General features: G+C 69.9%; 6 protein-coding genes. 1 reads left to right on the forward strand and 5 read right to left on the reverse strand.

Annotation, left to right across the window (positions count from 1 at the left end; genetic code table 11):
• Positions 1–12 precede the first annotated feature (12 nt).
• The 5 genes from glgX to glgC all read right to left on the reverse strand — a co-directional run bounded on the left by glgX (position 13) and on the right by glgC (position 11970).
• Positions 13–2223 (reverse strand): glycogen debranching protein GlgX, encoded by a 2211-nt coding sequence (gene glgX, locus K344_RS0103640; RefSeq protein ID WP_028079533.1) that lies wholly within the window; start codon positions 2221–2223, stop codon positions 13–15.
• A gap of 743 nt (positions 2224–2966) precedes the next feature.
• Positions 2967–5192 carry a 1,4-alpha-glucan branching protein GlgB gene (glgB, locus tag K344_RS0103645; RefSeq protein WP_245586100.1) on the reverse strand — a complete coding sequence of 742 codons (2226 nt, stop codon included), beginning with the start codon at positions 5190–5192 and terminating at the stop codon, positions 2967–2969.
• Positions 5189–8593 (reverse strand): maltose alpha-D-glucosyltransferase, encoded by a 3405-nt coding sequence (treS, locus tag K344_RS20005; RefSeq protein ID WP_084196929.1) that lies wholly within the window; start codon positions 8591–8593, stop codon positions 5189–5191. Before treS ends, glgB begins: the two co-directional genes overlap by 4 nt.
• A gap of 1 nt (position 8594) precedes the next feature.
• Positions 8595–10601: an alpha-1,4-glucan--maltose-1-phosphate maltosyltransferase gene (locus K344_RS0103655; RefSeq protein WP_028079535.1), complete on the reverse strand. Its 2007-nt coding sequence runs from the start codon at positions 10599–10601 to the stop codon at positions 8595–8597.
• Between the two features lie 112 nt (positions 10602–10713).
• The gene (gene glgC / locus K344_RS0103660; protein ID WP_028079536.1) at positions 10714–11970 is read right to left on the reverse strand and encodes a glucose-1-phosphate adenylyltransferase; all 1257 of its coding nucleotides are present in this window, start codon (positions 11968–11970) and stop codon (positions 10714–10716) included.
• Positions 11971–12185: 215 nt separating this feature from the next.
• Here glgC and glgA point away from each other — a divergent pair, with 215 nt between their 5' ends.
• Entirely contained in the window at positions 12186–13634 is a 1449-nt protein-coding gene (gene glgA / locus K344_RS0103665) for a glycogen synthase GlgA (RefSeq protein ID WP_028079537.1), read from the forward strand.
• The last annotated feature ends 103 nt before the right edge of the window (positions 13635–13737 follow it).

The following is a 13737-nucleotide window of genomic DNA, read 5'->3' on the forward strand; positions in this document are numbered from 1 at the left end:
CGTGGCGCGTGCTCACGCGGCCTGCTCCGACTCGTCGTTCTCCGGCGCTGGCGGCTCGCCTTCGTTCGCCGCCGCCGGCGCGCCGGCCGGCAGCGCCGTCAGCGCCGCGCGCTCGACGCGTGCGCCGAGCAGCATCAGGCTGTGCCCGGCGATCTCGACGCCGCCGTCGACGAGGCGCAGCTCGCGGCGCTGCGGATCGGCGGTGTCGATCAGCAGGCGGTAATCGAGCGCGGGCGGCGGCAGCTCGAAGCGGTAGCTGTCGCCGTCGGCGTTGAACAGGGCGATGACGACGTCGATCTCGCGCTCGTTGCCGCCGCGCAGGCCGGCGCGGCGCAGGCCGAGCAGGCGCGCGTTCGGGTTGTTCCAGTCGTCGGCCGACAGCTCCACGCCGTCCTCGTCGAACCAGAACACGTCGCGCAGGCCCGGCGCCAGCTCGACGCGCGCGTGCTGGAACTGCAGACCCTGCAGCAGCGGCTGCTCGCGGCGCAGCGCCAGCATCTGCGCGACGAAATCGCGCAGCGCGGCGCCGCGCGGGTCGTCGAGCCGCGACCAGTCGAGCCAGGAAAGCTCGTTGTCCTGGCAGTAGGCGTTGTTGTTGCCCTTCTGCGTCTGGCCGAATTCGTCGCCGGCCAGCAGCATCGGCGTGCCGTGCGAGATCAGCAGCGTCCCCAGCATCGCGCGCTTGACGCGCTCGCGCTGCGCGACGATGCCGGCATCGTCGGTCGGTCCTTCGACACCCCAGTTCGAGCTGTCGTTGTGGTCGCTGCCGTCGCGGTTGTTCTCGCCGTTCGCCTCGTTGTGCTTGCCGTTGTAGCTGACCAGGTCTTCGAGCGTGAAGCCGTCGTGCGCGGTGACGAAGTTGACGCTGGCCCACGGCCGGCGGCGGTGATGGTCGAACATCTCCGCCGAGCCCTGCAGGCGCGCGGCGAGCGCCGGGCGCAGGCCGGCGTCGCCCTTCCAGTAACGGCGCACGTCGTCGCGGAACTTGCCGTTCCATTCCGCCATGCCGGCCGGATGGTTGCCGATCTGGTAGCCGCCCGGGCCGATGTCCCAGGGCTCGGAGATCAGTTTCACGCGCGCCAGCAGCGGGTCCTGCATCAGCGCGTCGAAGAAGCCGGCGCCCGGATCGAAGCCGCTCGGCTCGCGGCCGAGCGTCACGCCGAGATCGAAGCGGAAGCCGTCGACGTGGAACTCGCGCACCCAGTGGCGCAGCGAATCCATGACCAGACGGATGGTCGCCGGATGGCTGAGATTGACGGTGTTGCCGCAGCCGGTGTCGTTGATGTAGTGGCGCAGGTTGTTCGGCAGCAGGCGGTAGTAGGCTGCGTTGTCGAGGCCGCGCAAGGAGAGCGTCGGACCGAGCTCGTTGCCCTCGCAGGTGTGGTTGTAGACGACGTCGAGGATCACCTCGATGCCGGCCGCGTGCAGCTGCTTGATCGCCCACTTGATCTGGCCGAGCGTACCGTCGGAAAGATAGGCGCGGTCCGGCGCGAAGAAGGCGAGCGTGTTGTAGCCCCAGTAGTTCGTCAGCTCCTGGTCGACCAGATAGCGGTCGCGCACGAAGGCGTGGGTCGGCAGCAGCTCGACGGCGGTGACGCCGAGGCGTTTGAGATAGTCGATGGTCTGCGGGTGGCCGAGCGCGCCGAAGGTGCCGCGGTCATGATCGTAAAGACCGTCGCGGCGCTTGCTGAAGCCGCGCACGTGCATTTCGTAGATCGTCGTCTGCGACCACGGCACGCGCGGCGGATGATCGTCGCCCCAGTCGAAGCGGTCGTCGACGACGATCGCTTTCGGCACGTAGGCGGCGCTGTCGCGGCGATCAAACGAAAGGTCGCCGCGCGGCGAGCCGAGCCGGTAGCCGTACAGCGCGTCGTGCCATTTCAGCTCGCCGGCGAGCTGGCGCGCGTAGGGATCGACGAGCAGCTTGTGCGGGTTGAAGCGCTTGCCGGCCTTGGGCTCGTAGGCGCCGTAGGCGCGATAGCCGTAGAGCTGGCCGGGCCGCGCGTTCGGCAGATAGCCGCGCCAGATGCCGTCGACGCACTCGGGCATCGGCAGGCGCAGTTCGTGGCGGCCGCTGGCGTCGAACAGGCACAGCTCGATCAGTTCGGCGCTTTCCGAGAACACGGCGAAGTGCGTGCCGCGGCCGTCCCAGTGCGCGCCGAGCGGGCCGTCGGCGTGTTGCGGGTCGGGCGGGAGGAGGCGGTCGGGGAGGTCGCTCAGCATGGGGGTGCGATCGGGAGTTCTTGGTGTTCTACGGGGCTGCTCGGCGAGAGCTTTGGGTTCTCGCGCAATGGCGCTTTGGCTCTCGATCCTGCCTTTGATTTCGCCTTCGGCGAGGTACTTCTCTTTGCTTGTGCAAAGAGAAGTACCCAAGAGAAAGCACACCCTGAGGGCCGCACCGCTCGCTGTCGCGAGCGGAGCCTGCGCTGCTCACGTGCTCGGGGCCGTCGCCGACAGGCCATCCATGGCCTGTCGGCGACTTGGCGTGCCGTCCTGGCGCGCCATCCGGCCCCGCCCACGGGGCGGGGCGTTCGCCGGGGCGGATGTCCACCGGACATCCGCAAATCCCCGGCTCACCCCCTGCGCGCGCTGCGCTGCTCGGTGCGGCCCTTAGGGGCCCGACATCAAAAGCGAAAAGCCGCAGCACAGCGTCGCGCGCAGCTTTGCTGTTGCTTTTGATGTTGGGCCCCTTTGCGTTGCGCCGAGGCGCGCAGATCCGGAGGGAGAAAAGCGGCCGAGTGTCTGAGCGGTGCGCAGCACCGCGAGTTTCGGCCGCGCCCTCCGGATCGAGCACCGCAGGGAACCCTCCGCGTAGCGGAGGGCGCAGAGCCAGGGTGTGCTTTCTTTTGCCTACTTTTCTTTGCACAAGCAAAGAAAAGTAGGGCGCGCGACAGCGCGAAACCAAAGCCGCCAAGCAATGACTGACAGCAAACTGGGGAATATTGCGATTCGTGGCCGTCATCGCCTCACCCCTCATGCCGCAACCACACCACCGCCAGCGGCGGAATGGTCAGCGTCAGCGCGTGCGGCTGGCCGTGCATCGGTGTCGGCGTGGTCTCCAGCGCGCCGGCGTTGCCGGTGTTGCTGCCGCCGTAGAACGCCGAATCCGTGTTGAGCAGCACCTGCCAGCGGCCCGGGCAGGGGCAGCCGACCTGGTAACCGTGGCGCGGCACCGGCGTGAAGTTGCAGACGGCGAGCACCGGCCGCGCGTCGCCGTGGCCCCAGCGCACCCAGGCGTAGACGCTGTTCGCCGCGTCGTCGCCGATCAGCCACTGGAAGCCGTAGCTCTCGCAGTCGGCGGCGTGCAGCGCGGGTTCCTGCGCGTAGAGGCGGTTGAGGTCGCGGATCAGCTGCTGGATGCCGGCATGCCGCGGATCGGCGAGCGCCGGCCAGTCGAGCTGCGCATCGTGGTTCCATTCGCGCTCCTGCGCGAGTTCGCCGCCCATGAACAGCAGTTTCTTGCCCGGGTGCGCCCACATGAAGGCGAAGTAGGCGCGCAGGTTGGCGAAGCGCTGCCAGCCGTCGCCCGGCATCTTGCCGATCAGCGAGCCCTTGCCGTGCACGACTTCGTCGTGCGACAGCGGCAGCACGAAGTTCTCGGAGAAGGCGTAGACCAGGCCGAAGGTCAGCTCGTGGTGGTGATGGCGGCGATGGATCGGGTCGCGGCGCACGTATTCCAGCGTGTCGTGCATCCAGCCCATGTTCCACTTGTAGTTGAAGCCGAGGCCGCCTTCGGCGACCGGCCGCGACACGCCCGGCCAGGCGGTCGATTCCTCGGCGACGGTGATCGCGCCCGGGCAGCGCTGGCGCACGGTTTCGTTGAGCTCGCGCAGGAACTCGACGTTCTCCAGGTTCTCGCGGCCGCCGTAGCGGTTGGGGATCCATTCGCCGGCCTTGCGCGAGTAGTCGCGGTACAGCATCGACGCCACGGCGTCGACGCGCAGGCCGTCGATGTGATAGTGCTCGAGCCAGTGCAGCGCGCTGGCGAGCACGAAGCCGTGCACCTCGCGGCGGCCGAGGTTGTAGATCAGCGTGTTCCAGTCCTGGTGGAAGCCTTCGCGCGGGTCCTCGTGCTCGTAGAGCGCGGTGCCGTCGAAGCGCGCGAGGCCGTGCGCGTCGGTCGGAAAGTGCGCCGGCACCCAGTCGAGCAGCACGCCGATGCCGGCCTGGTGCGCGCGGTCGACGAAGCGGCGCAGGCCGTCGGGCTCGCCGAGCGGCGCATGCGGCGCGTACAGGCCCAGCGGCTGATAGCCCCAGGAGCCGCCGAAGGGGTGCGCCATCACCGGCAGCAGCTCGATGTGCGTGAAGCCGAGATCGGCCACGTAGGGAATCAGCTGCTCGGCGAGCTCGTCCCAGGACAGCGACGGATGGCCGGGATCCCAGCGCCGTCGCCAGGAACCGGCGTGCACCTCGTAGACCGCCATCGGCGCGTGGACCGACTGACGCTGCGCGCGCGCCGCCATCCAGGCCTGGTCGTGCCATTCGTAGCGATCCGGAGCGGCGACGATCGACGCCGTCTGCGGCGGCGCCTCGCATTGCCGGGCGAGCGGATCGGCCTTCAGCGGCAGCAGGCCGTGCGCGCCGAGGATTTCGTACTTGTAGCGCGTGCCGGCCGGCAGGCGCGGCACGAACAGCTCCCAGATGCCGGACGGCTTGCGCAGGCGCATCGGATGCCGGCGGCCGTCCCAGCCGTTGAAGTCGCCGACCACCGACACGCGCCGCGCATTCGGCGCCCACACCGCGAAGCGCACGCCGTCGACGCCGTCGATCGTCATCATCTGCGCGCCGAGGCAGCGGCCGAGTTCCTGGTGCCGGCCTTCGCCGATCAGATACAGATCGAGGTCGCCGAGCAGCAGGCCGAAGGCGTAGGGATCCTCGGTCTCCTGCGTGGCGCCGCCGGGCCAGCGGATGCGCAGGCGGTAGGCCGCCGGGCGCGCGAGCCGGCCGGCGAACAGCCCGCTGTCGCGCAGCGGTTCGAGCGTGGCGAGCACGGCTTCGCCGTCGCGTTCGACCAGTTCGACGCGCTCGGCGCTGGGCAGGAAGGCCCGCACCACGACGCCGCCGTCAGGCGTGCCGTGCGGGCCGAGCCAGGCAAAGGGATCGTGGCAGCTGCCGCGCACGAGCGCGTCGAGCACGGCGGCGGGCGGTTCGAGCGGACTCGCGTCGGTGTGTTGCATCCGGGTCTTGATCATGAGGCCTTGTCCAGCACGCCGAGCCGGCGCGCGAGCGCGGCGAGGCCGTGCAGGGGAACGTCGAGCCAGGCGGGGCGGTTGTTGGCCTCGTAGACGACTTCGTAGGCCGCCTTCTCGAGGCAGAAGAGATCGATCAGCGCGTCGGCGCCGTGCGCGGCGGCCCAGCGATGGGCGATGCCGGCGCTGGCCTGCAGGTAGGCCGCGACGAAGCTGCGCGGCGCGACTTCGCGGAAGCCCTTCACGATGTCGCCGCGCATGCGCGCCTCGCCGACCGCGCTGCCTTCGCCGCGCAGCGCCACCGCGGCGGCGTAGTCGAAGGAACGCAGCATGCCGGCGACGTCGCGCAGCGGGCTGGTCTTGGCGCGCCGCTCCGCCAGCGGCCGCGCCGGCTCGCCTTCGAAGTCGATGAAATAGGCGTCGTCCTGCGCGACCAGCACCTGGCCGAGGTGGAGATCGCCGTGCGTGCGCGTGCGCAGCGAGCCGACGCCGGCTCGCGCGAGTCTGTCGGCCGCCGCGCGCAGCGCGGCGCGCGCGCCGAGCAGCGACTGCGCGAGTGCGCGGCCATCGGCGTCGAGCCCTTCGCGCGGTGCGGCGAGCACCTCGAAGGCCTCGTCGAGACGTGCGCGCGTCTGCTCCGCCCAGGCCGCGGCGCCGGCCTCGTCGGCCGCTTCGGGCGCGAAGTCGGCGTTGTCGGTGTCGCGTGCCAGCACGGCGTGCATCTCGCCGAGGCGCCGGCCGAGCACCGCGGCGGCGGCGGCCATCTCGGCCAGCGGGTCCTGCCGCTTCTCGAAGCCGCCGGGCGCCGTCGCCAGCGCGGCGTCCTGCGCCGCGCGCGTCAGCTGGTTCTGTGTCCAGGTCCAGGCATCGCCCTGGTTGTGCACGAAGCCCTGCACGACGGCGAGCACGGTCGGCGTGCCGTCCCTGGCGATCCGTGTGACCTCGCCGAGCAGCGGCGCGATGTTCGTGTAGCCGGCTTCGGTGAGATAGCGGCCCATCTCCGCTTCGGGATGACGGCCGGCGGCGAGCTTGCGGATGATCTTGATGATCGCCTTCTCGCCGACGACCAGCGAGCTGTTCGACTGCTCGGCGGCGACGCGGCGCACCTCGGCGTCGGCGGCGACGTCGAGCGCCTGCATCTTCGAGCTCGGCAGGAAGCGCAGCTCGCCGTTGCTGAGCGCCAGGCCGCGCCCTTCGCGCAGGCGCGCCAGCACGCCGTGCGCGAAGGCGTCCAGGGTGAAGGCATCGGTGAGGTAGCCGACGCGCGCGCCGCGGCGCACGCGCGCCAGCGCCAGCTGGTGCGGCAGCGCGCTGATCTGCTCCTCCTCGGGCAGGAAGCCGAGCGGCAGCTGGTACTGCTCGCGGCCATGCGCGGTCTCGACCTCGACCGCGGCGAGCAGGATCGGCCGCGCGAAGCCGGGCAGCATCGCCGCGTCGGCGATGCGCACGCTGCGCAGGCGCTCGTCCTTGGCGGCGAACCAGCGCCGCTTCGGCAGATAGGCCGGCAGGATGTCGCGCTCCAGCACGCTGCGGTGCGGCGCGTCGAGCAGCTCGGAGACGTCGCGGCGCAGGACGATGGTCTGCAGGTCGGGCAGCGGCTCCGGCTGCGGCGTGTGCCAGGGCGGCAGCTGCGCCTCGGCGGCGAGCAGGAACCAGTAGAAGCCGTAGGGCGGCAGCGTCAGCAGATACGGCAGCTGGCCGATCGGCGGAAACGCCGAGCCGCCGATCATCTCGACCGGCACGCGGCCGGCGAGCGGCGCCAGCTCGAGCTCGACCGCCTGCGCCACGCGCGAGACATTGGCGACGCAGAGCACGGTCTGCTGGTTGCCGTCCGGATCGCTGTACTCGCGCAGGTAGGCGAGGATGCGCCGGTTGCGCGGGTAGAGCAGCTTCAGCGTGCCGCGGCCGAACACGTGCAGGCGCTTGCGCACGGCGAGCAGGCGGCGCATCCAGTTGAGCAGCGAATGCGGATCGCGTGTCTGCGCCTCGACGTTCACCGATTCGTAGCCGTACAGCGTGCCCATGACCGGCGGCAGCACCAGCTGCTCCGGATCGGCCTTCGAGAAGCCGCCGTTGCGGTCGGGCGACCACTGCATCGGCGTGCGCACGCCGTCGCGATCGCCGAGATGGATGTTGTCGCCCATGCCGATCTCGTCGCCGTAGTAGATGACCGGCGTGCCCGGCATCGACAGCAGCAGCGAGTTGAGCAGCTCGATGCGGCGCCGGTCGCGTTCGAGCAGCGGCGCGAGGCGGCGGCGGATGCCGAGATTCAGGCGCGCGCGCTTGTCGGAGGCGTAGTAGTTCCAGAGATAGTCGCGCTCCTTGTCGGTGACCATCTCCAGCGTCAGCTCGTCGTGGTTGCGCAGGAAGATCGCCCACTGGCAGTTCGGCGGGATGTCCGGCGTCTGGCGCAGGATGTCGGTGATCGGGAAGCGGTCTTCCTGGGCGAGCGCCATGTACATGCGCGGCATCAGCGGGAAGTGGAAGGCCATGTGGCATTCGTCGCCCAGCACGACGTTGTCGTCCGCCGACGGCGCGCCGCCGCCGCCCGCCGGCTTGTCCGCGGCTTTGCCGCCGAAGTACTGCTGCGTGTCCTCCGGCCACTGGTTGGCCTCGGCGAGCAGCATGCGGCCTTCGAAGTTGGCGTCCAGCTCGGCGCGGATGCGCTTGAGGATCGCGTGCGTCTCCGGCAGGTTCTCGTTGCTGGTGCCTTCGCGCTCGATCAGGTACGGCACGGCGTCGAGGCGCAGGCCGTCGACACCGATCTCCAGCCAGAAGCGCATCACGCCGAGCACGGCCTTGAGCACCTGCGGGTTGTCGAAGTTGAGGTCCGGCTGGTGCGCGTAGAAGCGGTGCCAGTAGTAGGCGCCGGCCACCGGGTCCCAGGTCCAATTCGACTTCTCGGTGTCGAGGAAGATGATGCGCGTGCCGTCGTAGGCGCGCTCGCTGTCCGACCACACGTAGAAATTGCGCGCCGCCGAGCCGGGCCTGGCGCGCCGAGCGCGCTGGAACCAGGGATGCTGGTCCGAGGTGTGATTGATGACCAGCTCGGTGATGACGCGCAGGCCGCGCTTGTGCGCCTCCTGCACGAAGCGCCGGGCGTCGCCGAGCGTGCCGTAATCGGGATGCACGCCGCGGTACTCGGCGATGTCGTAGCCGTCGTCGCGGCGCGGGCTCGGATAGAAGGGCAGCAGCCAGATCGTGTTGACGCCGAGCTCGGCGATGTAGTCGAGCTTGGCGATCAGGCCGGCGAAATCGCCGATGCCGTCGCCGTTGGCGTCGTAGAAGCTCTTGACGTGCACCTGGTAGATGACCGCGTCCTTGTACCACAGCGGATCGACCGTGAACGGCGTGCCGGCCGGCGCCTCGCGGAAGGTCTGTCCGTGCTTGCCGTTGCGTGCCATGTCAGAGCGCGGGACGGATGCGGAAGATGGCGAACGGCAGGCCGCCGTGCGGATCGAACCACCAGTGCTGCGTCTTGCCCTGCCAGACGAAGCGCCCGCCGCCCATCAGCTCCTCGACCTCGACGCGGCCGTCGTCGGGCAGGCCGAACTCCCAGAGCGGTACCTCGAAATGCACGCTCTGGCCGTGGTGCGGATCGAGGCTGACCAGGGCGAGCACGAAGTTGGACTTGTCCGGCGTGTGCTTGCCGTACCACAGCACCTGATCGTTCCAGGCGCTGTAGAACTTCAGGTTCAGATGCGTGTGCAGCGCCGGATTGTCGCGGCGGATGTGATTGAGCCGCGAAATCTCGGCGACGATGTTGCCGGGCGCGTGCCAGTCGCGCGGCCGGATTTCGTACTTCTCGGAGTCGAGGTACTCCTCCTTGCCCGGCAGCGCCGCGCCTTCGCAAAGCTCGAAGCCGCTGTACAGGCCCCACAGGCCGGACAGCGTGCCGGCGAGCGCGGCGCGGATCAGGAAGCCGGCGCGGCCCGAGGTCTGCAGGAAGTAGGGGTTGATGTCAGGCGTGTTGACGAAGAAATGCGGCCGGAAGAAATCGCGTGCCGGCCCCTGCGTCAGCTCGACGAGGTAGTCGGTCAGCTCCTGCTTGCCGTGCCGCCAGGTGAAATAGGTGTAGCTCTGCGTGAAGCCGATCTTGCCGAGGCGGTACATCATCGCCGGTCGCGTGAAGGCCTCCGACAGGAAGATCGCGTCGGCATGGCGCGAGCGGATGTCGGCGATCAGCCATTGCCAGAACGGCAGCGGCTTGGTGTGCGGATTGTCGACGCGGAACATCTTCACGCCTTCGCCGATCCAGTATTCGATGACGTCGCGCAGCGCGAGCCACAGCGCCGGCCGCGCGCCGTCGGCGTAGAAGTCGACGTTGACGATGTCCTCGTATTTCTTCGGCGGATTCTCGGCATAGCGGATCGAGCCGTCCGGCCGCCACGAGAACCACTCCGGATGCTCTTTCAGCCAGGGATGGTCGGGCGAGCACTGGACGGCGAAGTCGAGCGCCAGCTCGATGCCGTAGTCGGCCGCCGCGACGCGCAGGCGGCGAAAGGCCTCGATGCCGCCGAGCTGCGGATGCACGGCGTCGTGGCCGCCGCGCTCGCTGCCGATCGCGTAGGGCGAACCGGGATCGCTGAAGCTGGCGTACAGGCTGTTGTTGCGGCCCTTGCGGTGCGTGTGGCCGATCGGATGGATCGGCGGGAAGTACAGCACGTCGAAGCCCATCGCATGGATCGCCGGCAGGCGGGCGATGACATCGTCGAAGGTGCCGTGCCGCGGCGCCCCGAAGTCCGGCGCGCGCACCTGCGAGCGCGGAAAGAGTTCGTACCAGGATGCGAAGCCGGCCTGCAGGCGTTCGACGTCGATCGCCAGCGGCGGCTCGCTGCGCACCAGGAAGCGTTGCTCGTCGGCCGTCGCCATCGCCGCCGCGCAGGCGTCGCTCAGCAGCAGCTCGCGCGCGCCGGCATCGTCGCTCTGCGCCAGCAGCTCGGCGAAGCGCTGCACCGTCGACGTCGGCGCGCGGCGCGCGGCGGCGGTCACCAGGCGCCGGCCTTCCTCGATTTCGAGCGTGGTGGCGACGCCGGCGCGGTGCTTCTTCGCCAGCTCGCTGCGGTAGCTGGCCCAGGTGTCGAGCCAGGCCTCGACGACGTAGCGGTGCAGGCCGGTGCGCTGCGGCACGAAGCGGCCGCTCCAGCGGTCGTTGCCGACCGGCCGCAGCGGCGCTGCCTGCCACTCGCGCTCGCCGACACGCTGCCACAGCACGCGCGCCGCGAGCTGGTCGTGTCCGTCGATGAAGATGTCGGCGCCGAGTTCGACCGGCTGGCCGACCACCGCCTTGGCCGCGAAGCGGCCGCCGTCGACCGCCGGCGCGATACGCTCGATCGCGATGCGCGGCGCCGCCATGGCCGAGGCGACATCCGCGAGCGGGTTCAGCTGGGTCTTGGCTGAGGGTTGCGACATGACGGATCGTGACATGGCGGTGCGAGGGCGGACCACCTGCTGTGGCGATCCGACGCAGTCTCACCGCCCGTGGATGACTCGCTCATGAATGCGCGCATGGCGGCAAGAGGCCCTAGCTCTCCAGCATCTCGCGCGTCACCAGCGTCACGCCGCCTTCGCTGACGTGGAACAGGCGCCGATCGCGCTCGCGATCGACGCCGATCGTCGTGCCGTCCGGCAGCACGCAGCCTTCGTCGATGATGGCGCGATGCACGCGGCAGTTGCGGCCGATGCGCACGTCCGGCAGCACCACGCTTTCCTCGACGCTGCTGCCGCTGTCGATGCGCACCTTCGAGAACAGCACGCTGCGGCTGACCTGCGCGCCGGAGACGATGCAGCCGCCGCTGACCAGCGAATCGACCGCGCAGCCGCGGCGCGCGTCATCGTTGAACACGAACTTGGCCGGCGGCAGCTGCGGCGTGTGCGTCCAGATCGGCCATTCCTCGTCGTAGAGATTCAGCTCGGGCGTGACCTCGGTCAGCTCGATGTTGGCCTGCCAGTACGCGTCGACGGTGCCGACGTCGCGCCAGTAGCCCTGCTTGCCGCTGTCGTAGAGATCGGTGAATTCGTAGGCGTAGACCACGCCCTCCTTGATCGCCGAGGGCACGACGTCCTTGCCGAAATCGTGGCTCGACTCGGCGATGCCGGCGTCGCGCATCAGCCAGCGCAGCAGGAAGTGCGCGTCGAACACGTAGATGCCCATGCTGGCCAGCGCGCGGTCCGGCTTGCCCGGCATGCTGCGCGGCTGCTTCGGTTTCTCCTCGAAGCGCACGACGCGCGTGTTCTCGTCGACTTCCATCACGCCGAACGAGCTGGCCTCCCCGACCGGCACCTCGATGCAGCCGACGGTGAGCATGGCGCCGCTGCGCGCGTGGTGGGCGAGCATGCGCCCGTAGTCCATCTTGTAGACGTGGTCGCCGGCGAGGATCAGTACGTGCGCCGGCTGATGTTCCTTGATGAAATCGAGGTTCTGGTAGACGGCGTCGGCGGTGCCGGCGTACCAGGAGGCGATCTCGCCGCGCTGCTCGGCGGGCAGGAGCTCGACGAACTCGCCGAACTGCCCGCGCAGGAAGCTCCAGCCGAGCTGCAGCGGGCGCAGCAGCGAGTTGCTCTTGTACTGCGTCAGCACGCCGATGCGGCGGATGCCGCTGTTGATGCAGTTCGACAGCGTGAAGTCGATGATGCGGAACTTGCCGCCGAAGGGCACGGCCGGCTTGGCGCGCTGCGTGGTCAGCTGCATCAGGCGCGTGCCGCGGCCGCCGGCCATCACCAGCGCCACGGTGTCGCGCGTCAGGCGGCTGACGAAGCGCGTCTCGGAACTGTCCCTCATGCGGCCATCCTCGGCAGGGCCCTGCGCGATGCGTCCGATCTCGACGCCTTGCCGGGCGTCGCCGGTCAGAAAGATATCGGTGTTCCCTATGGTCACGGTTTTCCCTCGAAGCTGCACGAAGCCGTTCCACGGTGCGGCCGGACAACGCCGCCGCGCCTCTAAACTATCGATGCGGTCCCGCGGTCACAAACCCCAAGCACGAACCGAACCAGCGCATGAACGTCCTGCACGCGGCCTCCGAATGCTTCCCCCTGATCAAGACCGGCGGCCTCGCCGACGTGGTCGGCGCGCTGCCGCTGGCCCTGCGCGGGCTCGGCGTCGACGCGCGCGTCGTCCTGCCCGGCTATCACGGTCTCGCCGCAGGGCTCCAAGGCCTGCAGACGATCGCGAGCCTGCAGGCGCACGGCCAGACCTTGCAGCTGCGCCGCGGCACGCTGATGGCCGGACCGACCGCCGCACTGACGGTATACCTCGTCGCGGCGCCGGCGCTGTACGAGCGCGGCGGCGATCCGTACCGCGACGAGCAGGGCCGCGATTTCGCCGACAACGCCTTGCGCTTCGCCTGCTTCGCCGCCGCCGTACGGCATCTCGCATTGGGCGGCGACGCCGCGTTCCGGCCCGACCTCGTGCATCTGCACGACTGGCAGGCCGGCCTCGCTGCCGCCTGGCTGCGCGAGGAAGCCGCGGCGCCGCGCGTGGTCTACACGATCCACAATCTCGCCTACCAGGGCCGCTTCGGCCGCCGCGAGTTCGAGGCCCTGCAGCTGCCCGCGCACTGGTGGTCGCCCGAGCGCATCGAGTTCTGGGGCGACTGGTCATGCATGAAGGCCGGCATCGTCTGCAGCGACGCGATCACCACGGTGAGCCCGAGCTACGCCGCGGAAATCCAGACGCCGGCGTACGGATGCGGGCTCGACGGCGTGCTGCGCGCGCGCGCCGGCGCGCTCGGCGGCATCGTCAACGGCATCGACGACACGGTGTGGAATCCGGCCGAAGACCCGCTGATCGAGCGCCGCTACGGCGTCGACGACGTCGCCGCCGGCAAGGCCGCCAACAAATATCTGCTGCAGGCCGAGCTGGGCCTCGCGCCCGGCGACTGGCCGCTCGTGGCGTTCGTCGGCCGGCTCGCCGAGCAGAAGGGCGCCGACCTGATCGTCGCCGCGCAGGACGAGCTGCTGCGCCTGCCGGCGCAGTACGCGATCCTCGCCAGCGGCGAGGCGCAGCTGCAGCGCGAGCTGCAGGCCTTCGCGGCCACGGCGCCGGGCCGCGTCGCCGTGCGCATCGCCCATGACGAGCGCCTCGCGCACCGCTTCAACGCCGCCGCCGACATCCTGCTGATGCCCTCGCGCTTCGAACCCTGCGGCCTCAACCAGATGTACGCGCAGCGCTACGGCGCGATCCCCGTCGTGCGCCGCACCGGCGGGCTGATCGACACCGTGGTCGATGCCAACGAGGCCACGCTCGCCGACGGCTCGGCGAGCGGCGTGCAGTTCAACGACGCCGATCGCGGCGGCCTGCTGTACGGCCTGCGTCGCGCGCTCGCGCTGCACGAACAGCCCGAGCGCCGCGCGCAGCTGCGCCGCACGGCGATGCAGCGCGATTTCTCCTGGGGCGCGTCGGCGCGCGCGTATTTCGCGCTGTACGAGCGGCTGCTGCTGCGCTAGAACCTGTTTTCCGTCATTCCCGCGACCGTTCTTGACGTTCCATGGGTCGCGTCCATGAGGCGCTCCTACTGAAACCGCGGTCTCCGTAGGAGCGGCCCATGGC

The sequence above is a fragment of the Solimonas soli DSM 21787 genome, assembly GCF_000474945.1.
Lineage (GTDB): Bacteria > Pseudomonadota > Gammaproteobacteria > Nevskiales > Nevskiaceae > Solimonas > Solimonas soli.

Bases quoted from the DNA above. Each gene is read 5' to 3' on its own strand.
- glgX (WP_028079533.1), bottom strand. From the start codon at position 2,223: ATGCTGAGCGACCTCCCCGACCGCCTCCTCCCGCCCGACCCGCAACAC.
- glgB (WP_245586100.1), bottom strand. From the start codon at position 5,192: ATGATCAAGACCCGGATGCAACACACCGACGCGAGTCCGCTCGAACCG.
- treS (WP_084196929.1), bottom strand. From the start codon at position 8,593: ATGGCACGCAACGGCAAGCACGGACAGACCTTCCGCGAGGCGCCGGCC.
- K344_RS0103655 (WP_028079535.1), bottom strand. From the start codon at position 10,601: ATGTCGCAACCCTCAGCCAAGACCCAGCTGAACCCGCTCGCGGATGTC.
- glgC (WP_028079536.1), bottom strand. From the start codon at position 11,970: ATGAGGGACAGTTCCGAGACGCGCTTCGTCAGCCGCCTGACGCGCGAC.
- glgA (WP_028079537.1), top strand. From the start codon at position 12,186: ATGAACGTCCTGCACGCGGCCTCCGAATGCTTCCCCCTGATCAAGACC.